This window comes from Massilimicrobiota sp. An105 (genome assembly GCF_002161155.1).
Lineage (GTDB): Bacteria > Bacillota_I > Bacilli_A > Erysipelotrichales > Coprobacillaceae > Allocoprobacillus > Allocoprobacillus merdigallinarum.
Map to the genome: position 1 here is coordinate 13,867 of NZ_NFLY01000009.1, position 25,801 is coordinate 39,667.

Annotated in this window: 24 protein-coding genes and 1 pseudogene; 22 read left to right on the forward strand and 3 right to left on the reverse strand. The window is 32.7% G+C overall.

Annotated elements, in window-relative coordinates:
- Positions 1–43 precede the first annotated feature (43 nt).
- The 5 genes from B5E48_RS03785 to B5E48_RS03805 are packed head-to-tail and all read left to right on the forward strand — an operon-like array spanning position 44 to position 4,553.
- Positions 44–1,195: an ABC transporter substrate-binding protein gene (locus B5E48_RS03785; protein WP_087304139.1), complete on the forward strand. Its 1,152-nt coding sequence runs from the start codon at positions 44–46 to the stop codon at positions 1,193–1,195.
- A 55-nt stretch (positions 1,196–1,250) separates the two neighbouring features.
- Positions 1,251–2,126 carry a branched-chain amino acid ABC transporter permease gene (locus tag B5E48_RS03790; protein ID WP_087245177.1) on the forward strand — a complete coding sequence of 292 codons (876 nt, stop codon included), beginning with the start codon at positions 1,251–1,253 and terminating at the stop codon, positions 2,124–2,126.
- A gap of 9 nt (positions 2,127–2,135) precedes the next feature.
- Positions 2,136–3,080, forward strand: coding sequence for a branched-chain amino acid ABC transporter permease (locus B5E48_RS03795; protein ID WP_087296653.1), 945 nt, complete (start codon positions 2,136–2,138; stop codon positions 3,078–3,080).
- Positions 3,080–3,844, forward strand: a complete 765-nt coding sequence (locus B5E48_RS03800) for an ABC transporter ATP-binding protein (RefSeq protein WP_087296652.1) — start codon at positions 3,080–3,082, stop codon at positions 3,842–3,844. The genes B5E48_RS03795 and B5E48_RS03800 overlap by 1 nt, the downstream gene beginning before the upstream one ends.
- Before the next feature lie 10 nt (positions 3,845–3,854).
- Positions 3,855–4,553, forward strand: coding sequence for an ABC transporter ATP-binding protein (locus B5E48_RS03805; RefSeq protein WP_087296651.1), 699 nt, complete (start codon positions 3,855–3,857; stop codon positions 4,551–4,553).
- Between the two features lie 24 nt (positions 4,554–4,577).
- Here the strand turns inward: B5E48_RS03805 and B5E48_RS03810 are convergent, their stop codons facing one another.
- Positions 4,578–5,084 (reverse strand): putative ABC transporter permease, encoded by a 507-nt coding sequence (locus B5E48_RS03810; protein WP_241146913.1) that lies wholly within the window; start codon positions 5,082–5,084, stop codon positions 4,578–4,580.
- A 246-nt stretch (positions 5,085–5,330) separates the two neighbouring features.
- Here B5E48_RS03810 and B5E48_RS03815 point away from each other — a divergent pair, with 246 nt between their 5' ends.
- Together B5E48_RS03815 and B5E48_RS03820 are read left to right on the forward strand one after the other, a co-directional pair.
- Entirely contained in the window at positions 5,331–6,755 is a 1,425-nt protein-coding gene (locus B5E48_RS03815; RefSeq protein WP_087245185.1) for a C40 family peptidase, read from the forward strand.
- Positions 6,756–6,830: 75 nt separating this feature from the next.
- Positions 6,831–8,321: an NAD(P)H-hydrate dehydratase gene (locus B5E48_RS03820; protein WP_087304140.1), complete on the forward strand. Its 1,491-nt coding sequence runs from the start codon at positions 6,831–6,833 to the stop codon at positions 8,319–8,321.
- Here the strand turns inward: B5E48_RS03820 and pgeF are convergent.
- Positions 8,311–9,066 carry a peptidoglycan editing factor PgeF gene (gene pgeF / locus B5E48_RS03825; RefSeq protein ID WP_087245189.1) on the reverse strand — a complete coding sequence of 252 codons (756 nt, stop codon included), beginning with the start codon at positions 9,064–9,066 and terminating at the stop codon, positions 8,311–8,313. The two genes, B5E48_RS03820 and pgeF, sit on opposite strands and share 11 nt — an antisense overlap.
- 72 nt (positions 9,067–9,138) lie before the next feature.
- On the opposite strand from pgeF, the gene B5E48_RS03830 reads away from it, so the two are divergent.
- Positions 9,139–9,429, forward strand: a complete 291-nt coding sequence (locus tag B5E48_RS03830) for a hypothetical protein (RefSeq protein WP_087245192.1) — start codon at positions 9,139–9,141, stop codon at positions 9,427–9,429.
- On the opposite strand, the gene B5E48_RS03835 is transcribed toward B5E48_RS03830, so the two are convergent.
- Positions 9,401–11,041, reverse strand: a complete 1,641-nt coding sequence (locus tag B5E48_RS03835) for an Rqc2 family fibronectin-binding protein (protein WP_087304141.1) — start codon at positions 11,039–11,041, stop codon at positions 9,401–9,403. The two genes, B5E48_RS03830 and B5E48_RS03835, sit on opposite strands and share 29 nt — an antisense overlap.
- A gap of 93 nt (positions 11,042–11,134) precedes the next feature.
- Between B5E48_RS03835 and gmk the strand changes: the two genes are divergently transcribed.
- From gmk to B5E48_RS03905, 14 genes and pseudogenes are all read left to right on the forward strand, one after another.
- Positions 11,135–11,695, forward strand: coding sequence for a guanylate kinase (gene gmk, locus B5E48_RS03840; RefSeq protein WP_087245196.1), 561 nt, complete (start codon positions 11,135–11,137; stop codon positions 11,693–11,695).
- Between the two features lie 93 nt (positions 11,696–11,788).
- On the forward strand, positions 11,789–11,992 hold the full coding sequence (locus B5E48_RS03845; RefSeq protein ID WP_087304142.1) for a hypothetical protein: 204 nt from the start codon (positions 11,789–11,791) through the stop codon (positions 11,990–11,992).
- A 3-nt stretch (positions 11,993–11,995) separates the two neighbouring features.
- Positions 11,996–12,442 (forward strand): cytidine deaminase family protein, encoded by a 447-nt coding sequence (locus B5E48_RS03850; protein ID WP_087304143.1) that lies wholly within the window; start codon positions 11,996–11,998, stop codon positions 12,440–12,442.
- A gap of 88 nt (positions 12,443–12,530) precedes the next feature.
- A complete protein-coding gene (priA, locus tag B5E48_RS03855) occupies positions 12,531–14,717 on the forward strand; it encodes a replication restart helicase PriA (protein ID WP_087304144.1) in 2,187 nt (728 codons plus the stop codon).
- Positions 14,718–14,719: 2 nt separating this feature from the next.
- Positions 14,720–15,967, forward strand: a complete 1,248-nt coding sequence (gene rsmB, locus B5E48_RS03860; RefSeq protein ID WP_087304145.1) for a 16S rRNA (cytosine(967)-C(5))-methyltransferase RsmB — start codon at positions 14,720–14,722, stop codon at positions 15,965–15,967.
- Between the two features lie 4 nt (positions 15,968–15,971).
- A complete protein-coding gene (rlmN, locus tag B5E48_RS03865) occupies positions 15,972–17,021 on the forward strand; it encodes a dual-specificity RNA methyltransferase RlmN (RefSeq protein WP_087304146.1) in 1,050 nt (349 codons plus the stop codon).
- On the forward strand, positions 16,999–17,739 hold the full coding sequence (locus B5E48_RS03870; protein WP_087304147.1) for a Stp1/IreP family PP2C-type Ser/Thr phosphatase: 741 nt from the start codon (positions 16,999–17,001) through the stop codon (positions 17,737–17,739). The genes rlmN and B5E48_RS03870 overlap by 23 nt, the downstream gene beginning before the upstream one ends.
- Positions 17,736–19,553 (forward strand): Stk1 family PASTA domain-containing Ser/Thr kinase, encoded by a 1,818-nt coding sequence (pknB, locus tag B5E48_RS03875; protein WP_087304148.1) that lies wholly within the window; start codon positions 17,736–17,738, stop codon positions 19,551–19,553. Before B5E48_RS03870 ends, pknB begins: the two co-directional genes overlap by 4 nt.
- Before the next feature lie 14 nt (positions 19,554–19,567).
- Positions 19,568–20,443, forward strand: a complete 876-nt coding sequence (rsgA, locus tag B5E48_RS03880) for a ribosome small subunit-dependent GTPase A (protein ID WP_087304149.1) — start codon at positions 19,568–19,570, stop codon at positions 20,441–20,443.
- The gene (rpe, locus tag B5E48_RS03885; RefSeq protein ID WP_087304150.1) at positions 20,436–21,080 is read left to right on the forward strand and encodes a ribulose-phosphate 3-epimerase; all 645 of its coding nucleotides are present in this window, start codon (positions 20,436–20,438) and stop codon (positions 21,078–21,080) included. The genes rsgA and rpe overlap by 8 nt, the downstream gene beginning before the upstream one ends.
- Positions 21,077–21,670: a thiamine diphosphokinase gene (locus B5E48_RS03890; protein ID WP_087304151.1), complete on the forward strand. Its 594-nt coding sequence runs from the start codon at positions 21,077–21,079 to the stop codon at positions 21,668–21,670. Before rpe ends, B5E48_RS03890 begins: the two co-directional genes overlap by 4 nt.
- 18 nt (positions 21,671–21,688) lie before the next feature.
- Complete coding sequence (locus tag B5E48_RS03895) at positions 21,689–22,585, forward strand: DegV family protein (RefSeq protein WP_087304152.1); 897 nt, start codon at positions 21,689–21,691, stop codon at positions 22,583–22,585.
- Between the two features lie 154 nt (positions 22,586–22,739).
- A pseudogene (tnpA, locus tag B5E48_RS03900) lies at positions 22,740–23,015 on the forward strand (IS200/IS605 family transposase); the annotation flags it as partial.
- 141 nt (positions 23,016–23,156) lie between these two features.
- Positions 23,157–25,727, forward strand: a complete 2,571-nt coding sequence (locus B5E48_RS03905; protein WP_087304153.1) for an ATP-dependent Clp protease ATP-binding subunit — start codon at positions 23,157–23,159, stop codon at positions 25,725–25,727.
- The last annotated feature ends 74 nt before the right edge of the window (positions 25,728–25,801 follow it).

The window sequence follows — 25,801 nt, forward strand, 5'->3', positions numbered from 1 at the left end:
ATAAGTATAATAATGAATATATTTAAAAAAAGGGGAGAGATATATGAATATAAAAAAAGTTATGTCTTTAATGGCTGTGTCAAGTATGTTGGTTGCTTGTGGTGGAGGAACTGGTGGTTCTTCAGCTACAGAATTAAAAGAAGGGGATACAATTAAAATTGGATTTGTTGGTCCATTAACTGGAGAAACATCAACTTATGGAATTCCAGTTAAAAATACTATTGAACTTGCCATAGAAGATTATAATAATTCTGATGATGCAAAATATAAAGTAGAATTACTAGCTGAAGATTCTCAAGGTAAGGAAACAGATGCTGTGAATGCTTATAAAAAATTAGTTGGTGAAAAGGTTGTTGGAATTGTTGGTCCTGTTATTACGGCTGAAGGTTTAGCTTTAGGAGAGGCTTCTAAAGCTGATGGAACACCAATTGTTTCACCAAGTACTTCTGGGGATAGTATTACTTTAAATAATGATGGAAGTACAAGAAGCAATTATTTTAGAACATGTTCTAATGACTCAATGGGTGGTCAGACAATTGCAACAGCTATTGGTGATGGTCGTATTAATGTTAAGAAAGTTGCTATTTTAACAAATAGTGGTAGTGATTATAGTCAGGGATGTACAGATTCATTTGTTGCTCAGGCAAATAAAGATGGCACACAAATTGTATTACAAGAAAAATATCCAAAGGATACAAAAGATTTTGGAAGCTATATTACAAAAGTAAAACAATCAGGAGCAGATGCTGTTTATATTCCAGATTATTATGAAATGATTGCAACTATGGTTGGTCAATTTAAAAATGCTGGTTACAATGGTACATTCTTAGGAACTGATGGTTGGGATGGTGTTTTATCAGTTAAAGATGTTGATAAATCTATTTTCAATGGAGCTTATTATACAAATACATTCGATGACCGAGTAGAAGATGTACAAAATTATGTAGCTAAATATAAAGAAAAATATAACAGTGATACAAACATGTTTGGAACAATGGCTTATGATGCAACTTGGGTATTATTGAAAGCAGTTGAAGCTGCTGGAACAACTGATTATGCTAAAATTTGTGAACAGTTAGAAAAGACAAATTATGATGGTATTACAGGTCATTTTGAATTTGATGATCAACATAATCCAACAAAAGAATTGGTTGTTAAAACTATTAAAAATGGTGAATATAGTTATTTAGATTAGAAGAAAAATAAAGGAGATTTTTCTCCTTTATTTTTTTAAGTCAGGAGGTTTACAAATGGAATTTTTAACGCAAATCATCAATGGATTGAGTACAGGTGGAATGTATGCACTTGTTGCCATTGGTTATACAATGGTATATGGGATTGCTAAAATGATCAATTTTGCTCATGGTGAAATTATTATGGTTGGCGCATATCTGGCTTATGTGATGACAACTATGGTGCAAGCACCCATTATTGTTAGTGTTTTAGTAGCCATTGCTGGATGTGCTTTATTAGGTGTTGTGACAGAAAAAGTGGCTTATAAACCCCTTAGAAATAGTGGGAGTTTAGCTGTTTTAATTACTGCTATTGGTGTCAGTTATCTGTTACAGAACTTATTTTTGATTTTATTTGGCTCTGCTGCCAGAACTTTTCCTCAATATATGCCTAGTGGTACAGTATCTTTTTTTGGCGCTCATATCACGTATGTCGCTTTGCTTTCGCTTATCTTAACTTTTATTTGTACTGGATTATTGCTTTTGTTTATAAACAAAACAAAATTGGGAAAAGCAATGCGTGCTGTCAGTGAAGATCGAGGAGCTGCAGAATTAATGGGAATCAATGTGAATACAACCATTTCTCTAACATTCGCCATTGGTTCTGGTTTAGGAGCTATTGCTGGTATTATTTATGGTATGAGTTATTCTTTGATTAATCCCTATTTAGGTGCCATGTTAGGTATCAAAGCTTTTATAGCAGCTGTTCTTGGTGGAATTGGAAGCATTCCAGGAGCAATGGTAGGTGGATTGATTATTGGTGTTGCTGAAGCATTTACAATTTCATATATTTCATCTGCTTTTTCAGATGCAGTTGTTTTTGGTATTTTAATCTTTATTTTATTAGTTAAACCAGCAGGATTGTTTGGTCAGAATATGAGAGAGAAAGTGTAGGTGATAGGGATGAAAAAGAAACAAATAAAAGATTTGATTATATCCTTTATCATGGCGCTGATTATTTATGGAATCATTATGTTTTTAATGAGTGCTGGAATTGTTGACTATTATTGGTCAGGAATTCTCATTATGGCTTGTATCAATGTTATTTTAGCAACAAGTTTGAATTTGGCGAGTGGTTATTTAGGACAGTTAACTTTAGGACATGCTGGATTTATGTCCGTAGGAGCTTATACATCTGCTTTATGTAGTTTATATCTTCATTTCCCATTTTTATTAAGCTTATTGATTGGTGCTATTGCTGCCTGTCTGATTGGCGTTGTTATTGGTATACCAACATTAAGATTAAAAGGTGATTATCTTTGTATCATTACTTTAGCATTTAATGAAATCATACGTGTTATTATGCTTAATTTAAGTATTACAAATGGTGCCAAAGGATTGATGGGATTTCAAGCAATGAATATTGATTTTTCTGTCTATTTTTTAAGTGCAGTCATTACAATCTATGTCATTTACTGTATTGTTAAATCACGTCATGGGCGTGCTATTATTTCTATTTGTGAAGATGAAACAGCCAGTGAATTATCTGGTATTCCTACATCGTATTATAAGATCTTAGCTTTTGCTATTTCTGCTTTCTTTGCTGGGATTGCAGGTGGATTATATGCTCAATATATGGGAATGCTGGTTCCTTCTACATTTGATTATAATAAATCAGTAGAAATTCTGGTTATGGTTGTATTAGGTGGATTAGGAAATTTAAAAGGTTCTATTATAGCAGCTATTATCATGACGATATTGCCAGAGTATTTAAGAGCATTTGCGGATTATCGTATGTTACTTTATGCAATTGTTTTAATTGCTGCAATGATTATCAAAGAAAAAAATTTAGTGCCTCGTATTAAAGCTAAATTTTTTAAGAATAAGACAGTGGAGGTGGATGACTGATGAGTTTGTTAAAAGCAGAGGGATTAGGAATCCAATTTGGAGGTTTAAAAGCTGTTGATGAGTTTAATTTTGAAATGGATAAAGACCAATTATATGGTTTGATTGGACCAAATGGAGCTGGAAAAACAACTGTATTTAATTTGTTGACAGGTGTTTATAAACCAACGAGTGGACAAATACTTTTTGATGGGAAGTCACTTTTAAAGATGACACCTACGCAAATAACACAATTAGGGATTGCAAGAACATTTCAAAATATTCGTTTGTTCAAAAAAATGAGTGTTATTGATAATGTTAAGGTTGGATTGCATCATTCTCAAAATTATTCATTATTATCATCTGTTCTTCATCTTCCAAGTTATTTTAAAGGTGAAGAGGCTATGCAGGAAATGGCTATGAGCTTACTTCGTGTTTTTGATCTAGAAAAATATGCTGATGTCAAAGCTGGAAATTTACCATATGGAAAACAACGTAAACTAGAAATAGCAAGAGCACTTGCAACGTCACCTAAACTTCTTTTGTTAGATGAACCTGCTGCTGGTATGAATCCTATTGAAACAGAAGAATTAATGGAAACGATAAAGATTGTAAGAGAAAAATTTTCTATTGCGATTTTATTGATTGAACATGATATGAAACTTGTTATGGGGATTTGTGAAAAAATTGCAGTTTTAAATTTTGGTACAGTCTTAGCATTTGGGACTCCAGATGAAATTAAAAATAATCCTGATGTGGTTGCAGCATATTTAGGACATGAAGAATAGGGGGATGACCATGTTAAAAGTTGATCATTTAAATGTTTATTATGGTGTGATTCATGCGATTAAAAATGTAAGTTTTGAAGTGAATCAAGGTGAGATTGTGGCTTTGATTGGAGCTAATGGGGCTGGAAAGACATCTATCATGCATGCTATTAGTGGATTGGTAAAACCTAAAAGTGGTACGATATCTTTTATGGGGGATGAGATTACAAAACTTCCTGCACATAAAATTATTGCCAAAAATTTAGCTCAAGTTCCTGAGGGTAGACGTATTTTTGCTCAATTAACGGTTCAAGATAATTTGGAAATGGGTGCATATTTACGTACGGATAATAAAATAGGACAAGATTTAGAAAAGGTCTATCAAAGATTTCCACGTTTAAAGGAACGTAGAAATCAATTGGCTGGAACACTGTCAGGTGGAGAACAGCAGATGTTAGCAATGGGGCGCGCATTAATGTCAAAACCAACGCTATTATTGTTAGATGAACCATCAATGGGGTTATCACCTATTTTGGTTAATGAAATTTTTGACATTATTAAAAGTATTAACAAAGATGGAGTAACGGTGTTATTAGTTGAACAAAACGCAAATAAAGCACTTTCAATTGCTGATCGTGCTTATGTTCTTGAAACTGGAAATGTTATTGTATCAGGGAAAGCCAATGAAGTTGCAAATAATCCAAAGGTAAGAGAAGCTTATCTTGGTTAAAGAAGATTGAAAAATCTTCTTTTTTTAATGAATATTGAGACCATTTTGTTTTGTTGCTAACAAACGATCACCATATGCTTTTAAAATAAACGAAATGTAAATCAGGCTTATCAGATAACAGGCATCATGACGTAATGATAGTGAGCAAATAAATGGATGAATTATATAAATGAATAAACCACTTAATAAACACCATAAAATAAAATATATCAAACATATTCTCCCTTGATAATTGAAAGCATGATGAGAATAATCCCAACATTGAGTGTGAAAAAATCGCTCAATATAATAACTACTTAATAATTCTAATAAAGTCATACAAATTCCACCAATAAGACATACAAAAAATGGATGAAAATACTGAAGATAGGGTTGGCATAATATAAGGATACAAGCACCAAAACCATATAAGGGAATAAATGGACCATTCAATAAACCTGATGAGATCCATTTTTTGCGAAATAACGAAACATAAATAGATTCAAGCCAATATCCTAAAAAACAATAAATTGAAAAATAGACAATAATCATAGCATTCTCCTTTTCAACTCATTCTATGAAATGAAGATAATAATATGTCTAAAATTGATTAAAAAGTGAATACTTTGTATAGAAAAATGATAAAAAACAAAAAAACGTCAAAAAAAGTTAATTCAAAAAACATTGATATAATCAACAAAATTTTAATTTCTTAAGAATTTCTTAAGAAAATTGTGGACTTTTTGTGAACGTTGTTTTATAATTCTAAGTGGGTATATTATTGAAAGGAGGCAACGAATGGATAGTAATATTAAGACGAATTTATTGGAAATTATGCAAGAGCATGTTTTAAAACGTAAAGCTATGTTCATTCCGATGTTATGTATTTCAACATTTGGTTTGGTTGGTTATGCTGCTGTCGATAAAGAAAAGCCTACAATCGAAGCTAATAAGATTGAAGTTCTTTATGGGACAAAGCTAGATAAGACGATGTTTGCTATTTCTGATAATCGTGATTCCCTAGACGCTATGGATGTAAAAATTGATGATACATCATATGATGCATATCAATTAGGTATATATAACGTCGAAGTAACTGCAACCGATATGTTCTCAAATTTAAGTACAAAGGTTGTTCAAGTAGAAGTTGTTGATAAAACTGCTCCTGAATTGAATCCGGTAGGAGATAGTCAAGGTTATGTTATTGATGTTGAAGCAAATGGTAGTCAAGATATCGCTCAATATGTCAATGCATCTGATAATGTTGATGGAGATGTTACACCATTTATTGAAACAGACAAGAAACTCGATACTTCAAAATTAGGATCTCAAATGATTGAATTGAGTGTTTCAGATAACGCTGGAAATCAAACTCAACAAACATATGAATTCTATGTATCAGATACGACTGCACCTACTATTAGTTACAAGAAGGGATCTACAGTTACAGTAGACTATGGTTCTCAATTTGATTATTTAGATTATATCAAAGTGACTGATAACTTTGATAAGAAGGTGAAATCTATTGAAGTAGATGGAACTGTTGATACTAAGAAAGATGGAGAAACAACTTTAAAAATTACTGCTAAAGATTCTTCTGGTAATGCATCTGAAGAAACATTAAAAGTTAAAGTTGGTGACTTAAGTGCACCTAAGATTAGTTTATCTAAGTCTTCAGTACAAATTACTAAAGGTAAGAACTTTAATGCAAAAAGTTATCTAGAAAGTGCAACTGACAACAAAGATGGAAATGTGACTTCTAAAGTCGAAATCAGCAATCCAGTTAATACAAAAAAAGCAGGAAAATATACTGTTGAATATAGTGTTACGGATAAAGCTGGTAATTCAAGTTCTAAAACTTTGAAAGTTACTGTTGTAAATCCAGATGACATTGCTCCTAATCAAGGAATGGTAGCTACTGCTCAATCACGATTGGGTTGTCCATATCGATGGGGTGCAACTGGACCAAGTTCATTTGACTGTTCAGGATTTACTCAATGGGTATATCGTAAGAACGGCAAGAGTATCCCACGTACATCTGGAGCACAAAAAAGTGGAGGAAGAACAATTTCTTTATCTCGAGTGAAACCAGGTGACATTGTATGGCGACCAGGCCATGTAGGAATCTACGTTGGTGGAGGAAGAGTTATTCATTCACCGACAACAGGATCTGTTGTTAGTTATACAAGTTTAAGTGGATTTACTTGTGGTGTAAGATATTAATGATGAAAAACTGTAATGAATGATTTCATTACAGTTTTTATTTTGTTATAATAGGGCTAAGGTCAGGTGATGAATATGTATATTGGAAGCCATACTTTAATGAAAAGATATGATGAATGTTTATTGAAACACGGTTATACAATTGAACAATTGGTTAATAAAGCAAGTGATTGTTTGTTGAAACATATCCATGGTGAATCATTTAGTATTGTTTGTGGGCCAGGTAATAATGGGGCAGATGGGCTTTCTCTGGCTATTAAACTTTATCAACAGAAAAAGAATGTACAAGTTTTTATATTTGAAAACACGAATCATCTTTCCAAAGCCAATGCTTATTTTTTGCAGAAATGTTATGATTTGTCTCTTCCTGTTTATTTATTTCAACAGGATAATTTAGAAGAGTTGATTGGTTATATGACGGCTTGTGATACAATTGTTGATGCAATATTTGGCTTTGGGTTGAATAGCTCGCCACGAGGTATTTATCAAAGTGTTATTGAAAGTATTAATCAACTCTATGATCAGGAAGTCATTGCTGTAGATATTCCTACAGGTCTTCAATGTGATTCAGGAAAACCATATCAAAGCGTCATTTATGCAACTTCAACAATTACTTTGAGTGCTATAAAAAATGGATTTCTTAATCCTGATAGTTATTTTTTTACGGGAAAAGTTATTGTTGAAAAACTAGATGTTGATGATGTGAGTGAAGAAGCTGGATTGTATCAGATGGCAGATGATAAAATGATGTTTCCACTTTTAAAAGAAAGAATTTTTGATGGATATAAAGGCACATATGGACATACTTGCCTTATTACAGGATGCATGGAATATAAAGGAGCAGCTCTGTTAAGTGCAAAAGGTTGTGTTTATAGTGGTAGTGGAATTACGACAGTTATGAGTGATCAGGAAGTTATACATGCATTAACTCAGTTCTGCCCTGAAGCAACAGCAGTTTTAAGGCCTCCTATTTTACAGAAAGAAGATTTCCTTCGATATGATGCTATATTAATTGGATGTGGACTAGGTCAAAGCTTAGATAGTTATCGTTATGTTATTGATGTTTTAGAAAAAACAAAACAACCTCTCGTTATAGATGGGGATGCTTTAACGATTTTATCAGCACATACTGATTTATTAAAACAGCAAAATCGAGATATTATTTTGACTCCACATTTAGGTGAATTTCAGCGTTTATGTCCATTCGACAGTCAGGATGATATGTTATTGGTTGCTCAAGATTTTGCAAAAGAGCACCATGTTGTTTTGGTATTAAAAGGACCTTATACCATAGTGACAAATGGTCAGGAATCATATCGTATTCGTGCAGGAAATAAAGCTATGGCAACTGGAGGAATGGGCGATGTTTTAGCTGGAATAATTACAAGTCTTGTAGGACAAGGTTATCCTGCCTTACAGGCTGCAATGTTGGGTGTTTTCATACATGGATATACTGGTGATCTTTTGGCTAAAGAAGCCTATACTGTGATTCCTTCAAAGTTAATTGAATTTATTCCAAAAGCTATGAATAATATGATAAAAAGTAACCCGGAGGTTACTTCATAGAAATTAATGTAATATTGCGATGAGGACTTTTATTTCTTCGATAGGAGAAAAAGAGGTCCTCATTTTCAATTGTACAGTATGGAGAAATGGTTATATTTTTTTGAGGCACTTGAAGATTAAGCAATTGTTGTTGAATTAAACCTTTACTATTCAATAAATAAGCTCCATCTTCTTTTTGAATATAAAAATCATGTGTATCAAAAGACATTTGTTTAACCAAATCAATAATATCATCTTTTGCTTCAAAATTTCTTTGTTCAATGGATGGCCCAATATAGGCATAAATCATTTGAGGATTACAATTTTCATGAGTTATTAAATGTTTTGTGACTTTTCCAACTATTTCATTTACGGTTCCTTTCCATCCACTATGAATAGCGGCAACAATTTTCTGATCTCTGCAATATAATAAAACAGGACAGCAATCAGCATGAAAAGACCAAAGCCATAAATGGCGATCACGTGTATACAAAGCATCATAATTGTCAAATGCATCCTCTTGACTCCACATACCTCTACCTCCATCTTGAAGTTGAACTTTTAGAAAGTTTGTGGTATGTCGTTGATGTGTTGCAACCATATGATTTAAATCAGTATGCAAAGTTTGAGCTAATTTTTCTCGATTCTTTAAAACCTGTTGATCATCAATACCATTGAAACTCATATTCATGAGCTCTCCGTTACAATAACTGCATGTTGTATAAGCTTCAATTTCATGAAAACAATCCCATTTGATGAATTTCATTATAAAACTCCTTTCATTTGCCCTACCTCTTTTAAAAATATAACATACATTAAAGTGAAGGAGGGATTAATTATGTTTCAACAATCTTGTGGTTGTCAAAATATGAATTCATGTTCATGTCAAGGACAACAAATGAATTTTGGAAGTGTCAATGGTTGTCCACGTCCACAACCTTTAGTAGCTCCTAGAAGAGTTTGTGTGACAAATCAAATTACACCTGTTGCTCAGCCTGTGATTTGTCCAATTGAATGTCGTCGTGTCAACCATTGCATGTATTATCCAGTATTTTATCCTGTTTATGAGCAAACATTTGTCAATGCTCCAAATATGAACTCTATGAATTCACCTTTCTCATGTCGTTAAAAATAGTTTCATCAGGATCAATGTAAATCGTTGAGTAATGTGAAAGTATCACTTGTCCCGGTTTAGCACCCTGTGGCTTTTTTAGCGTTTTAACCAAGGTATAATTGACAGGAACTGAAGAACTGTGTTTACCTTTGGAAAAGTACGCAGCTATTTGACTTGCTAAACGAATGGTATATTCATCTAGATTCTGACTATGCACAATGACATGGCTTCCAGGCATGTCCTTGACATGAAACCACATATCATTTTTAGAAGCCATCTTAAAGGTAAGATAATCGTTTTGCAGGTTATTCTTACCTACATAGATTTGTATATTGTCTTTAGTAAGATATTGTTCAATATGCAATTTTTTTGGTCGATGCACCTGTTTGGTTTTTTTCTTTTTCAAATAACCTAAATTTTCTAATTCTTCTTTCATTTCTAATGCATCATAATAGGAAGCATTTTCCATCAGTGTGATAAGACTATCAAAATAAAGAATTTCATTTTCGACAATATTTATCTGTTCTTGAAGATGCGTTAAAGCTTTTTTGGCTTTTTGGTATTTTGCATAATACTTATTTGCATTTGTTTTACCATCATATCTTTCATCTAAAGCGATAGTCATCATACTACCATCATAATAATTTTCAACAGTAACTTCTTTTTGTCCTTTAGAAATCAAATGGAGATTAGCAAATAAAAGATCACCTTTAATGCGTAAATCATCACTGTTTTGTGATTCAAAAAGAGTTTGTTTTAATTTATTAAGTTTATTGATGTTTCTTTGATATTCATTTTGAATAAATTTTGCTAAATCTGAAGTCTGCTGCTTGATACGATCTTTTTCATCAATTAAATCATAGTGTTTATCTAAACCATCAAATAGAGGATATATTTCTCCGTTACACTGTAGATGCGCTAAAGGAATAATATGAAAATATTCCTTATCTTGATATTTGTGGATATAGATATTTTGTGAGTGTTGTAATAATTGAATAATGTCTTGAAAAGTTTCTCCATGATGGATACGATAAAGAACTTCTTTTGAGAGTTCAGGGGAAAACCCTTGATAAGTTTTTGTCAGATTATCTGTTTCCATCCATTCACTTGTAAAAGGATTTTTCTTTTCAATTAAAGGGGGTTGATTATAAGTGGCTCCAGGCTGTAAAATACGAGCACTCATAGCGGGAGAAACACGTTTTAAACAATCAATGATTTTATTGTTGTCATATGTCAAGATTGCATTAGAATGTTTACCCATGATTTCTAGATAGAGATGATATTTGACAGTATCTTTGAGTTCATTTACACCAATCAGTTCAATATCTACAATACGATCGAGTTGAATCTGAGAAATCTTTTCAATATAAGCTCCTTCCAGATGCTTTCTCAAAAGCATTGTTAAAGCATTAGGGCTGGCTGGAGTTGGATAAGATAATTGGGTTAATTGAATTCTTGCATATACAGGATGTATTGAAATCAATAATTTGAAATTTTCTCTTTGTGAACGAATATGAAATAAAAGTTCATATTGAGAAATTTGATAGATTTTATTAATTTTTCCTCGTGTTAATTGATTTTGTAGTTGTTCTACAACACGAGATAGCATAATTCCGTCATAAGCCATATTTCATCACCGATAAATAGTATAACATATTTCAAAAAGAATTGACATTAATGTTTCATTCATGTAACATTGTTTCAAAAGGTGGTGGAGAGATTGAAAAAGGGGCTTTTAATCATTCTAAGTGGTCCAAGTGGTGTTGGGAAAGGAACAGTTCGTCAGGAACTTTTTAAAGATGAGAGTTTAAATTTAGCTTATTCTATATCTATGACAACAAGAAAACCTCGTCCAACTGAAAAAGAGGGAATTGATTATTTCTTTGTGAGTGAAGAAGAATTCAAAGAGAAAATTGAAAAAGGTGAATTGCTTGAATATGCTCAGTTTGTTGGAAACTATTATGGAACACCTCAATTTTATGTTGATCAGTTATTAAGTGAAGGGAAAAACGTTGTATTGGAAATTGAAGTTCAGGGTGCTTTGCAGGTGATGGCAAAATGTCCTCATGCTTTAACCATTTTCTTAGTACCCCCATCACTTGAAGAATTGGAACGTCGTATTCGTGGACGTCGTACTGAAGAAGAAAGTATCGTTCAAGAAAGACTTGCAAAAGCAAGAAAAGAAATTGCAACAAAAGACGAATATAAGTATGTTGTTGAAAATGATGATGTTGTTGCTGCAAAAGAAAAAATTGCTAAAATTATTAAAGAAAATTTATAAAGCACCTTATGGTGTTTTTTTGTTTGAGAAAAGAATTGACAGGGTTTTCATTTTTATGACATGATATATTTAAGAATGTATAGGAGGTATCTTATGAAAAAGAATCAATGTTGTCCTAAGTGTCAAAGTCAGGATATTCTTTATGTTCCAGCTAAAGGGGTTTTCAGACGTAATGCTTATCAGGATATTGTTGTTGATGATCGTAAGCTAAAGGTTGAACAATATATTTGTAAAAAATGTGGTTATGTGGAAACATATGTCCATGATGATGATCTCAAAAAGATGGAGGAATTGTAAATTATGGATATCTGGGAAAAAATGTATTTGAAAGCTAAGGAACAATATCAACCTCATGAAGTTTCACCATTTATTTATGCACATCATGTCGTTTGTGCTTTGGAAAGTGAAAATGGTGAAATATATACTGGATTTTGTATAGAAAGCTGTAGTGGAGTGTTAGATTTATGTGCTGAAAGAGTTGCGGCATTGAATATGTATATGCAAAGTCAACAGACTATTGTGAAAAGAATGATTGCTTTTCGTGATCGTCCTCCATATGGAGGCGGGAGTGGGATGCCTTGTGGAGCTTGTCGTGAGTTTTTTATGCAATTGAATGAAAAAAATCAGGATATGGAAATTATGGTCGATTTTGATACGAGAGAAACTGTGACTTTAAAGGAACTTTTGCCTTTATGGTGGGGGGGGAGAAGAGAGATATCAAAATGGAAATCAATAGGACAGTCATGAAGACTGTCCTTTATAAATGAAAAAGGTCTTGGAATTATTTTAAAAAAAGTAAATTTATGATAGAATAGTGCAATAGGCAGGTGAGGATATGTATATTGTCAAAGTGTTAGTTGAACATCCTGTACATGCACTGGATACAACATTTGATTATTTGAGTGAAAAATCATTGCTTGTAGGTGTACGTGTATGGATTCGTTTTGGTTATCAAAAAATTATTGGTTATGTTGAAAATGTTGAAGAAACACATTTTTCAAAATCAGAGTTAGAACAACGTGCTGGTTTTCGCTATCAATATATTTTAGATGTTATTGATAAAGAACCGTTATTAAATGAAGAGTTACAGACATTGGCTAATCAGTTATCACGTATGACATTATCCCCACGTATATCATGTTTGCAGGCGATGTTGCCAACGCAATTAAAACCGAGTACTCACCAAACAGTAGGTATCAAAACACAACAGGTTGTTCACCTTGTTGAAGGAACTTATGCCAAAACAATCAAACAACAGGAATGTATGGCTTTTTTACAAAAACATCCAGATATTCCTGTTAAGGATATTCCATACAGTCGAGCTTTGCTTGATAATTTAAAAAAACAGGGATGTATTGAAATTGTTGAAAAAGAAGTTTATCGTCAGCCATTTTCAATTGAACATCAATCAAAACATATTCAATTAACAACACAGCAACAAAAAGTTGTGGATGGGATTTTGGCTCATCAAGGGAGAGTTGCTTTATTACACGGTGTTACAGGATCTGGGAAAACAGAAGTTTATTTAGCTTTAGCTGCTCATTATATTCAACAAAATAAGTCTGTTATGATGCTGGTTCCAGAAATTTCATTAACGCCTATGATGGTAGAAGTTTTTAGACAACGCTTTGGCAATCAGGTTGCGATTTTGCATTCCCGTTTATCACAAGGTGAAAAATATGATGAGTATCGTCGCATCAAACGTCAGGAAGTTAAAATAGTTGTGGGCGCCAGATCTGCAGTTTTTGCGCCATTAGAAAATATAGGTATAATTATTCTAGATGAAGAGCATGATGCCAGCTATAAACAGGAAGCAAAGCCACGTTATTTAACTTCACAAATTGCTAAAATGCGTGCGAAAACGCATCATGCCAGTGTTGTTTTGGGAAGTGCAACTCCATCCTTGGAAAGCTATGCCAGAGCTTTAAAAGGAGTTTATGATTTATATGAATTACCTGAGCGTATTAATCAAAAACCATTACCACAAGTAGAAATAGTGGATATGATTCAAGAAACACGTCAGCGTAATTATTCATTATTTTCCAGAAAAATGAAACAAAGTATTCAACAGACAATTGATAAAGGTGAACAGGTTATTTTGTTATTAAATAAAAGAGGTTATGCTTCTTATGTACAATGTCAGGATTGTGGAGAAGTATTAAAATGCCCGCACTGTGATGTCACTTTAACTGATCATCGCAGTGAGCATAAATTAAAATGTCATTATTGTGAATATATGATAGATTATCCTCATGTTTGTCCTCACTGTGGTTCAACGCATTTAAAGAGTGTAGGTTATGGAACGCAGAAAATTGAAGAGGAAATAGAGAAGATTTTTTGTGGAGCTAAAGTGATTCGCTATGATGTGGATACAACCCGTCAAAAAAATGGGCATTTGAAATTACTTGAAAGATTTAGAAATAAGGAAGCAAATATTTTATTAGGCACACAAATGATTGCGAAAGGATTGGATTTTGAAGATGTCACATTTGTTGGTGTTTTAAATGCTGATTTGAGTTTAAATATTCCAGATTTTCGTGCCAGTGAGAGAACTTTTCAGCTTTTGTGTCAGGTATCTGGGCGAAGTGGAAGAGGGCAAAAACAAGGACATGTTATTATTCAAACATATAATCCAGAACATTATGCCATTACTTGTGCTGCCAAACATGATTATATTGCTTTCTTTCACCAGGAAATGCAATATCGTCAAAAAGCCAAATATCCGCCATATTGCCATATGGTCAGCATTTTGATTCAATCGCCTCATGAGGAACTTATACATAGTGTTGCGATAGATGTTAAAAATTATTTATTGGCACATAGTCAACAAACCGTTATTTTAGGTCCGGCTAGAAGTGCAATCTATAAAATGCAGGATATTTATCGAGAACGTATACTTGTTAAATTTTTACATTCACAAGATATTTATGAAGCTTTATGCGTTATGAATGATTATTATAATAAACAACAGAAAGGAAAGGTAAGGATCGTTTGTGATTTTAATCCATACTCACAAATATAATTATGGAAAGACAGATAGCATTAGAAATATTATTAAAATTTAAACAAGATAAAAGTTATTTAAATCTAACCATTAATGCCTATTTTAATCGTTATGATTTAACACGACAACAAAAAGATTTTATCACAAGAGTTGTTTATGGAACAGTTCAAAATATGTTGTTATTGGAATATATATTAAAGCCACATCTTCATATGCGTGTTAAAACATATGAAAAGATGCTTTTACTGATGAGTCTTTATCAGCATGAAATGATGGATTCTATTCCAGATTATGCTATTATTAATGAAGCTGTAGAATTAGCCAAAAAGAAAAAAGGAATGAAAACTGCACGTTTTATTCATGCTATTTTACAAAAGACTTTTCAATCATCTTATCAGTTGGATGATTTGCCACCATTAGAAAGAATATCCATTGAAACAAGTCATCCATTATGGCTGGTAAAAATGTTTGATAAACAATATGGCTATGAAGAAACAAAACGTATTTGTCATGCTTTTTTAGAAGTGCCTCATCATTGTGCGAGAGTGAATACATTGCTTACTTCAAAAGAGGCTTTGTTGAAAGATTCAAAGTGGCAAGAAGCAAAACTGTCACCTGATGGTCTTTATTATTCAGGACATCATATTGCTTCTGATGAAGCTTTCATAAAGGGATATGTGACAATCCAGGATGAATCTAGTCAACTTGTAGCCAGGTTATTGAATCCTCAGGCAAGTGATTATGTTTTAGATATGTGTTGTGCGCCTGGCAGCAAGACAACGCATTTAGCGATGCTTATGAATAATCAGGGATCAATTGAAGCTTATGATTTATATGCGCATAAAATAGATCTGGTTCAACAGCAAATACAACGCCTTAAAGTTAAAAATGTGCATACACATGTAGGTGATTCTACTTTGCTTAAAGATGTGTATCCATCTGAGTCTTTTGATAAAATTCTATGTGATGCACCGTGTAGTGGATTGGGAGTTCTTGCCAGAAAACCTGAAATTAAGTATCATGAGAGTTCGGCAATGGATGAAATGATAGCTATACAAGAAAAATTATTAGAAAATGCATATTTTTTATTGAAAAAAGGTGGTAATATTGTATATAGTACATGTACACTCAATAAAAAAGAAAATGAAAAACAAATAGAAAAATTCATGACAAAGTATCCTGATATGAAGAAAAGAAAAGAATTAACAATTTTACCATATCAGTATCATAGTGATGGTTTTTATATGTGTCTATTAGAAAAGGAATGAAAATATGAAATCAATTTATGATTATACACAAGAACAGATGATTGAAGAATTTAAAGAACTTGGAGAAAAGAAATTTAGAGCAACACAAGTCTTTGAGTGGCTATATCGTCAAAATGTACAATCGTTTGAACAGATGAATAACTTATCATTAGATTTAAGAGAAAAATTATCTCAAATCTATCAGATTGGACCAATGAAAATTGAAACAAAACAGGTTTCTCAAGATGGAACAATTAAATATCTTCTTCAACTGGAAGATGGAGGTTTTATTGAAACGGTATTAATGGTTCATGATTATGGAAGAAGTTTATGTGTCACAAGTCAGTTGGGATGCAATATGGGATGCCGTTTTTGTGCCAGTGGTTTATTAAAAAAACAAAGAAACCTGACTGCTGGAGAAATGGTCAATCAAGTACTGACAGTTATGCAAGATACACAGGAAAGAATCAGTCATGTCGTTGTCATGGGAACGGGAGAACCTTTTGATAACTATGATGCTGTCATGGATTTTGTTCGTATTATTAATCATCCTAAAGGTTTGGCTATTGGTGCTAGACATATCACAATTTCTACTTGTGGTTTATGTCATCAGATTGAACGTTATGCCAGTGAAGGAATTCAAACCAATTTAGCTATTTCTTTACATGCACCAAATAATGAAATTAGGGATCAATTAATGCCCATCAATAAGCGTTATCCAATGGAACAGTTACGACAATCTATTGAAAATTATATTCAACAGACGAATCGTCGTGTGACTTTTGAATATATTCTTTTAAAGGGAGTTAATGATGAATTAAAACATGCCAGACAGTTAGCTCATTACATCAGAGGGCTTAATGCCTATGTCAATTTAATTCCTTATAATGCTGTTGATGAACATGGATATCAACAGTCAGATAAAGGAACTGTTGAGGCATTTAAAAGTGAGTTATTGCGTCTAAAAATGAATGTAACTTTACGTAAAGAACATGGACGTGATATAGATGGGGCATGTGGGCAACTGCGTGCCATGAAGGTAGGTGAACAACATGCAAGTCATCATGAAAAGTGATATTGGACGCATGAGAAAAGTGAATCAGGATTATGTCCGTTGCTATCAAAAAAGTGATCATGAATGTTTGGTTGTTTTATGTGATGGAATGGGTGGACATAACGCAGGTGAAATTGCTTCACAAATGGCTTGCGATGATATTATTGAAAATTATCAGCAACAAGAGTCTTTAACTGATACAAGTCAAATTCATGATTGGATTTTATCAGCTATTCAACATGCTCATATGATTGTTGAATCAAAAAGCCATGAATCTCAAGAATTTGAAGGTATGGGAACAACAATAGTTCTTGTTTTATGTATTCATGACAATATTTATATTTCTCATGTTGGTGATTCGAGAGTTTATTGGGTTACTGATGAATTTATTCAATTAACAAGAGATGATACTTTGGTGAATGTTCTTGTTGATTCGGGGACAATTTCACAAGCTGAAGCAAGATTTCATCCTCAAAAGAATATCTTATTACAGGCTGTAGGAGTCAGCGATTCATTGAATCCTTCTTTTCTTGAAAAACAAATCAATGATGGATTTTTATTGGTCTGTTCAGATGGGTTATATAATTCACTGAGTGATGAACAGATGATGAGTATTTTGCATGCTCAGGAAGATATTGAAACGAGGGCTAGTCAGTTGATGGATGCTGCCAATACATATGGTGGGCAAGACAATATCAGTTTTGCACTTATTTTGACAAAAGGAGTTGTTAATTTATGAGTTCAATCAATAAAACGATTGCTGGACGTTATCAATTGAAAAGATTAATTGGACAAGGTGGAATGGCTGATGTTTATGAGGCTGAAGATTTAATTTTAAAAAGAACAGTGGCTGTTAAAATTATGCGTTCATCATTAACTGGGGATCCGGTTTATGTGACACGTTTTCATCGTGAAGCCAGTGCGGCTGCAGCTTTGTCACATAAAAATATTGTTGAAATTTATGATGTTGGTGATGAAAAAGATGACTATTATATTGTCATGGAATATGTACCAGGTCAAACTTTAAAAGAATTGATTCATAAACGTGGAGCTTTACATTATGTAGAAGCTGTTGATGTTATGAAGCAGGTTGTTAGTGCTACTGCTAAAGCACATTCTATTGGTATTATACATCGTGATTTAAAACCTCAAAATATTATGGTTACTGATAGTGGGGTTGTCAAAATTGGTGATTTTGGAATTGCATCTATTCAATCATTATCACAGGTGACACAAACAGATACAATTATGGGTTCTTTACATTATTTGGCACCTGAAATTGCCCGTGGAGAGAAAGCAACTGCACAAAGTGATATTTATGCTTTAGGAATTGTCTTTTATGAGTTGCTTCGCGGTGAAGTTCCATTTAATGGGGAATCTCCAGTTAATATTGCTTTAAAACATATGCGTGATGAAATCCCTTCTGTTTGTGCTTTTAATCCATCTATCCCTCAATCGGTTGAAAATATTATTATTAAGGCAACTGCTAAAAATATAAAAGATCGTTATGCAAGTGCTTCTGAAATGTTGGAAGATTTGAATCATTGTTTGGAAGCAGCCCATATCAATGATGAAAAAATAACATTTGATTATGAGGAAGATGATGAATTAGCAACAATTGTTGCTGAAGATAAAGACTTTTTTACACAATCGCAGACACATTTACCAATTGAAGAAGAAACAGAAGAAGAAACAAAACGTTCACATAAAAAGATGCTGATGATTATTGGTGGTAGTGTTGTCGCAGCATTAGCAATTTTAATTGCAGTCTATTTTCTGCTTTTACGACCTTCACAATCATTTGAAATGCCTGATGTAGTGAATTTGACAGAAGCTGAAGCTATCACTTTGTTAGAAGATAGAGGTTTGGAAGTTAAAGGTCATGTCACTTATGAATTGAGTGATGATGTTGAAGAAGGAAAAGTGATTGAAAGTGATCCTCTTGCAAAAGCAAATGTTAAAAAAGGTGATGAGGTTCATTTGGTTGTTTCTTCTGGACAATATATCGTCATTGAAGATTATGTCGGTAAAGATTATGATACTATTGCAGATCAACTTGAGGAATTAGGCTTTAAAGTCAATAAAGAAGATAGAATTGATGAAGCTTCAAAAGGAACTATTTTAGAACAATCTTTGGATGCAGGAGAGAAAATTGATCCAAATAGTGACAATAAAACAATAACATTGACAGTTTCACAAGGATACAGTGCTGAGGTTCCAAATGTTTATGGTCAAGATATTCAAAAAGCTAAAAGCATTTTGACAGAAGCAGGATTTACTGTAGAGCTAAGTGTATTAGAACCACCAACATCAGTCGAAGAGATTAAAACTATGAAAATCAATGTTGTAGAAGAACAGTCACTTGCTGCTTTTACAACAGTTTATAAAAAAGGTGAAAAAATTGTTTTGTATTATTATGATAAAAAACCAGAAATTCCTGAAACTCCTGAAACTCCTGCAGAAAACGAAAATAATAATACAACGACACCAAGTACTGACACTCCGTCTTCTTCACAAGTAACAGGAACAAATCAGATAACAGGACAACAATGAGGTAGAGAAAAACAATGCAAAAAGGACAAATTATTAAAGCTTTGGCAGGATTTTATTATGTTAAGTCACAGGGACAAGTTTATCAATGTCGTGCCCGTGGAAAATTTAGAAAAGATTCTTTAAAACCATTGGTTGGAGATTATTGTGAATTCTCTATTGAAAATCAAACTGAAGGATACATTTTATCCCTGTTACCAAGAAAGAACAGTCTTATTCGACCTCCAATCTGTAATGTCGATCAGGCTTTACTTGTTTTTTCTGCTAAAGAACCAGATATGAATTTATTACTGTTAGATCGTTTTTTGATTTTAATTGAACATCTTCAGATTCAACCGATTATTTGTATATCAAAAATGGATCTTGTGGATTCAAGTTTGATATATCATCAAATGAAACCTTATGAAGATGCAGGATATCAGGTTCTATATGTGAGTTCTAAACAAGAACAGGGGATAGAGGCTGTTAAGAATATTTTTAAAGATAAAGTAACAGTTGTTACTGGACAAAGTGGTGTTGGAAAATCAAGTTTATTAAATGCTTTGGATATTCATTTGCAGATTGATACAAATGAAATTTCAAAAGCTTTAGGACGTGGAAAACATACAACCAGACATGTTGAACTTATTGAGATGTATGGTGGTTATGTTGCAGATACACCAGGTTTTTCATCGTTGGAATTAAATATTGAACCAGTGGATCTGGCTATAAGTTATCATGATTTTCATGAACTTTCTAAACAATGCAAGTTTAGAGGATGTTTACATGAAAGTGAACCACATTGTGCAGTGAAAAATGCTGTTGAACAAGGGGAAATATCATCTCAAAGATATGAACATTATTTAATGTTTTTAAAAGAAAGCAAGTTATTGAAGGAGAAAAAATATGGTTAAAGTTGCACCGTCAGTTTTATCAGCTAATTTTGCTGAGCTCAAGAAAGATTTGGATTCTATTCGTGAATGTGGGGCAGACTGGATTCATTATGATGTAATGGATGGACATTTTGTACCTAATATTTCATTTGGTTATAGTATTTTAAATGATATTGCAAAAGTGAGTGACTTATATCTTGATGTTCATTTAATGATTGAAAAACCAATGCAATATGTAGATGCATTTATAAAATCACATGCTTCATTAATAACAGCGCATATTGAGGCTTTTCATCACGAACAGGAAGTGAAAACATTTATACAGTATGTTCATGATCAAGGCGTACATGTAGGACTAAGTGTAAAGCCAAACACACCTATTTCATCAATTCAACAATATTTAGATGATCTTGATTTAGTATTAGTTATGAGTGTTGAGCCTGGATTTGGCGGACAAACGTTTCAAGAGCAGGCGCTTTCTAAGATACATGAACTTTGTCAGTTAAAACAGAATCGTCATTATTTGATTGAAGTGGATGGTGGCATTAATGCTACGACAGGTCAATTATGTCGAGAAGCAGGTGTGGATGTGCTGGTTGCTGGAAGTTATGTTTTTAATGCTGAAAATAGAAAGGAAGCTATTGATTCTTTAAAATGAAAATAGGCATTTATAGTGGAATCAATGTTGGATCTGTGAAAGATTCAACAATTGAATATATTGGTGTCGATCAGGGTGTTTATCATTTATACCAGCAGGGAATTACACCTGTGATAGCTATTGGAGATATGGATTCTATTGAAAATGAGCAGATTCTTCAAGATATCAATATTCAGCGTTATTCGAGTATTAAAGATGACACAGATACTGCATTGGCAATACAATATGCTATTCAAAAGGGTTATGATGCCATAGATTTATATGGTGTGACACATCGCCGTATTGATCATTTTATGGCAGTACTATGTTTGTTAGAAAAATATCAGGATATCTCTATCACGATCTATGATGAATGGAACAAGATATTTGTTTTAAAACCAGGTCAACATTATCTTGCTAAAGATCAATATCATTATTTTTCTATATTTGCTTTTGATGAGAGCGTCGTGACATTAAAAGATTGTCATTATCCATTGGATCATTACATCTTAAAAAGAAATGATCCTCTGTGTGTATCCAATCAAACGAATGGAGAATATGCGATTGTGGAAAATTCACGACCTGTACTCTGTATTCAATCAATATCATAATGGAAAGGAGGAATAAGAATGTATCAGATAGTTTCAGATGGTTCATGTGATTTAGATCAGTTATTGATGAATCAGTTTCATATTCATGTTGTTCCATTTTATATAACAACGGATAATGAACACTATCAAAAAGAAAAAGAAGATTTAGAAGTGCATGAATTTTATCAATTTATGGTTGATCATAAAGATGTTTTTCCTAAAACTTCTATGCCTTCTATTGAAGATTATATAAAAACTTTTACACCTATCCTGGAAAATCAGGAAGATATTATATGTATATGTATTACGACTAAATTTTCTGGTTCCTATAACAGTGCTATGAATGCGAAAATGATGTTAGATGAAAAATATCCTGAACGTCAAATTACGATTATTGATGCTACTGTGAATACTGTTTTACAAGGTTTACTGGTTATTGAGGCTGCCCAAATGAAAGAAGCTGGCTATCAATATGACGAAGTGATTCAAAAAATTGAAAATATCAAATCGTCAGGACGTATTTTCTTTACAGTTGGAAATTTTGAATATCTCATTCATGGTGGACGAATTGGTAAAGTTGCTGGAGTTGCAGCGAAAACATTAGGAATTAGACCTTTAATTGTACTTCATGATGGTGAAATATTTGCAATGGGTGTTACACGTGGACGTGAAAAATCTAAAAAGAAAGTTCTTGACCATACTGTAAAATATTTTAAAGATAACCAGCTTTCACCAAATGATTATCGTTTTTGTGTTGGGTATGGCTATGATCAACAAGAAGGAGAAAAGTTTAAAGAAAGCTTGCAAGAGGTGATGTTACAAGCTTATCCAGACTTCCATGAACCTATTTTAATTCAACAAATTGGCGCTACAATTGGTGTGCATACGGGACCATATCCAATTGGTGTGGGTATTTTAAAAAAATATGATCTTTAGGAGAAATCCTAAAGATTTTTTGTTATTAAAAATACCACGTGTTATATGCGTGGTAAAAGAATTAAGCTTAGAGCGTTGAAAGTAAAAAGCCTCCAATGATACAATGAATTTAGCCTGGCAGCTAAGAAACAAAAGAATCAAAGGAGGTTAGTCTATGAAAGACACAAATAGTTTATCACATACATCATATAGATGCAAATATCATATAGTTATCGTACCAAAATATAGAAGGCTCATCATATATAATAAATTAAGAAGAGATATCATAGAGATATTGATACTGTTGATTAACAGATTCAAGGATGTAGAACTTATAGAGGGGCAAGCATGTCCTGACCATATACATATGTTGCTTGAAATTCCACCGAAAAATTCTATATCGGAATTTATGGGACAGTTGAAGTCAAAGTCTACACTGATGATATTTGATTTGAATAAGACAGGTTATTCATTATAAAAAAAGTATTTGAATTTTAATAAACATTTTAGCACTTCGGGGTTGACAGTGCTAAAAAACATGGTATACTATAATTAGCACTTGGATATAATGAGTGCTAAAGGAGTGATGAAGATGAATATAGAAAAATGGACAACAGCTATGCAGGAAGCTATGCAAAAAGCCATGCAACAGACTTTAGGAATGTCTTGTCAGGTTGTTGATGTTGAAGATTTTTTATTAGCATTATTGGAAGATACAAGTGGTATTTTATATCGTGTGCTATCAAAAGCAAATGTCAATATTCAACAGTTAGAAACATTTTTAAGAAATAAACAACAACAAAAACCAAGAGTCAATGGTGTTGATGAAAGTCAATTAAGAATATCATATGATTTGAATCAATTGTTAATAAAAGCTCAAAAAGTGATGAGTGATTATAAAGATGAATATACAAGTGTTGAACATTTGATTATGGCAATGTTTGAAGTGCAATCAACATTTATTCAAGATTTGATTCGACAATATCATTTAAATAAAAAAGAATTAGAAAAGATTATTCAGGAAATGCGAGGTGGAAATATGGTTAATAATCCACAACCAGAAAATCAATATGAAGTTTTAACAAAATATGGTAGAGATCTTATTCAAGATGTTAAGGATGGAAAATTAGATCCTGTTATTGGTCGTGATGAAGAAATTAGACGTGTTATTCAAATCTTATCACGTAAAACAAAAAATAATCCTATTTTGATAGGTGAACCAGGTGTTGGAAAGACTGCTATTGTTGAAGGATTGGCATGGCGTATTTTTAAAAATGACGTGCCTGTCAGCTTACAAAATAAGACTCTTTATGAACTTGATTTAGGAGCTTTGGTAGCAGGTGCTAAATATCGTGGTGAATTTGAAGAAAGATTAAAAGCTGTATTAAATGAAATTAAAAAATCTGAAGGAAATATCATTTTATTCATTGATGAGATTCATCAGCTTGTTGGAGCTGGAAAAACAGATGGTGCTATGGATGCAGCTAACTTATTAAAACCAATGTTAGCACGTGGTGAACTTCACTGTATTGGAGCAACAACGCTAGATGAGTATCGTATGTACATTGAAAAAGATGCTGCTTTAGAAAGACGTTTCCAAAAAGTTCAAGTTGATGAACCAGATAGTGACGATACAATTGCGATTTTACGTGGTTTAAAAGATAGCTTTGAATCTCATCATGGTGTACAGATTACAGATAGTGCCATTGTGGCAGCTGTGAATATGAGTGAACGTTATATTACCGATCGTTTCTTGCCAGATAAGGCTATTGATTTGATTGATGAAGCATGTGCATCTGTACGTATGGAAATTGATTCTTTACCAGAAGAATTAGATGTTATCACAAGAGAAAAGAATCGTTTGGAAATGGAACGTATTTCTATTGAAAAAGAAGATAAAAATGCAGATAACGAAAAACGTCTAGATGAAATTAAGAGTCGTATTGCTTCATTAGATGAACAAGTAACAGGTTTAACAGATAAATGGAAAGAAGAAAAGAAAGCTTTAGATCATATTAAAGAATTAAAAGATCAAAAAGTGAGATATGAAGCCCTTAAAGATAAATATGAAACTGAAGGTAATTTAGAAGAAGCTTCAAAAATCAAGTATGAAACATTACCTCGTATTAATAAAGAAATTGCTGATTATCAATCACAAGAGTCTGATGATGCTTTATTACAGGAAAAAGTAACAGTTGATACAGTCAGTGAAGTTATTGCTAGATGGACAGGTATTCCTATTCATAAATTGATGGAATCTGAAAGAGAAAAATTATTACATCTTGATGATACTTTAAGAAAAAGAGTTATTGGACAGGATGAAGCGATTGAAAAGATCTGTGATGCTATTTTAAGATCACGTGCTGGAATCAATGATGAAAACCGTCCAATTGGTTCATTTATGTTCCTTGGGCCAACTGGAGTAGGAAAAACAGAAGTTGCAAAGAGTTTAGCAGAACAATTATTCGATAGTGAAAAGAATATTGTCCGTATTGACATGAGTGAATATATGGAGAAGTTTAGTGTTTCTCGTTTATTAGGAGCTCCTCCAGGTTATGTTGGATATGAAGAAGGTGGCCAATTAACGGAAGCTGTTAGACGTGCGCCTTATAGTATTGTTTTATTGGATGAAATTGAAAAAGCCCATCCTGAAGTCTTTAATGTTTTGCTTCAAGTCTTAGATGATGGTCGTATTACTGATTCTAAAGGCAATGTTGTTAGCTTCAAAAATACAATCATTATTATGACATCTAATATTGGCTCACAATATTTATTACAAGGTAATAATGAAGAAACAAGACATGAAGTTGAAATGGAATTAAAAACTCATTTTAAACCAGAATTCTTGAATCGTATTGATGAAATTGTCATGTTTAATTCATTAGATAATCAAGTTGTTTATAAGATTATTGATAAATTTATTGCTCAGCTTTCTAAACGTCTAGAACAACAAAATATATCAGTTCAAGTGAGTGACGGGGCTAAAGAAGAAATCGCAAGAGAAGGTTTTGATCCTACTTTTGGAGCGAGACCACTTAAACGTTTCATTCAGGGACATATTGAAACTTTAGTTGCCAAAGAAATGATTAAAGGTTCTATTCAAAAAGATGATAACATTACGATTGATTATCAAAATCAACAATTTATGATTAGAAAGTCATAAGAGTGAGAAGGTTAGTAGAGGATTGACTTTACTAATCTTTTTTTCTTTTTATATTCAACAAAATGTGATAGAAT

Coding starts and splice junctions, on each gene's coding strand:
- B5E48_RS03835 (WP_087304141.1), bottom strand. CDS start 11,041: ATGGCTTATGACGGAATTATGCTATCTCGTGTTGTAGAACAACTACAA.
- B5E48_RS03820 (WP_087304140.1), top strand. CDS start 6,831: ATGTATATTGGAAGCCATACTTTAATGAAAAGATATGATGAATGTTTA.
- rlmN (WP_087304146.1), top strand. CDS start 15,972: ATGAAATCAATTTATGATTATACACAAGAACAGATGATTGAAGAATTT.
- pknB (WP_087304148.1), top strand. CDS start 17,736: ATGAGTTCAATCAATAAAACGATTGCTGGACGTTATCAATTGAAAAGA.
- B5E48_RS03905 (WP_087304153.1), top strand. CDS start 23,157: ATGAATATAGAAAAATGGACAACAGCTATGCAGGAAGCTATGCAAAAA.
- B5E48_RS03870 (WP_087304147.1), top strand. CDS start 16,999: ATGCAAGTCATCATGAAAAGTGATATTGGACGCATGAGAAAAGTGAAT.
- B5E48_RS03890 (WP_087304151.1), top strand. CDS start 21,077: ATGAAAATAGGCATTTATAGTGGAATCAATGTTGGATCTGTGAAAGAT.
- B5E48_RS03850 (WP_087304143.1), top strand. CDS start 11,996: ATGGATATCTGGGAAAAAATGTATTTGAAAGCTAAGGAACAATATCAA.
- B5E48_RS03810 (WP_241146913.1), bottom strand. CDS start 5,084: ATGATTATTGTCTATTTTTCAATTTATTGTTTTTTAGGATATTGGCTT.
- pgeF (WP_087245189.1), bottom strand. CDS start 9,066: ATGAAATTCATCAAATGGGATTGTTTTCATGAAATTGAAGCTTATACA.
- priA (WP_087304144.1), top strand. CDS start 12,531: ATGTATATTGTCAAAGTGTTAGTTGAACATCCTGTACATGCACTGGAT.
- B5E48_RS03895 (WP_087304152.1), top strand. CDS start 21,689: ATGTATCAGATAGTTTCAGATGGTTCATGTGATTTAGATCAGTTATTG.
- B5E48_RS03815 (WP_087245185.1), top strand. CDS start 5,331: ATGGATAGTAATATTAAGACGAATTTATTGGAAATTATGCAAGAGCAT.
- B5E48_RS03785 (WP_087304139.1), top strand. CDS start 44: ATGAATATAAAAAAAGTTATGTCTTTAATGGCTGTGTCAAGTATGTTG.
- B5E48_RS03845 (WP_087304142.1), top strand. CDS start 11,789: ATGAAAAAGAATCAATGTTGTCCTAAGTGTCAAAGTCAGGATATTCTT.
- B5E48_RS03805 (WP_087296651.1), top strand. CDS start 3,855: ATGTTAAAAGTTGATCATTTAAATGTTTATTATGGTGTGATTCATGCG.
- B5E48_RS03830 (WP_087245192.1), top strand. CDS start 9,139: ATGTTTCAACAATCTTGTGGTTGTCAAAATATGAATTCATGTTCATGT.
- rsmB (WP_087304145.1), top strand. CDS start 14,720: ATGGAAAGACAGATAGCATTAGAAATATTATTAAAATTTAAACAAGAT.
- B5E48_RS03790 (WP_087245177.1), top strand. CDS start 1,251: ATGGAATTTTTAACGCAAATCATCAATGGATTGAGTACAGGTGGAATG.
- rsgA (WP_087304149.1), top strand. CDS start 19,568: ATGCAAAAAGGACAAATTATTAAAGCTTTGGCAGGATTTTATTATGTT.
- B5E48_RS03800 (WP_087296652.1), top strand. CDS start 3,080: ATGAGTTTGTTAAAAGCAGAGGGATTAGGAATCCAATTTGGAGGTTTA.
- B5E48_RS03795 (WP_087296653.1), top strand. CDS start 2,136: ATGAAAAAGAAACAAATAAAAGATTTGATTATATCCTTTATCATGGCG.
- rpe (WP_087304150.1), top strand. CDS start 20,436: ATGGTTAAAGTTGCACCGTCAGTTTTATCAGCTAATTTTGCTGAGCTC.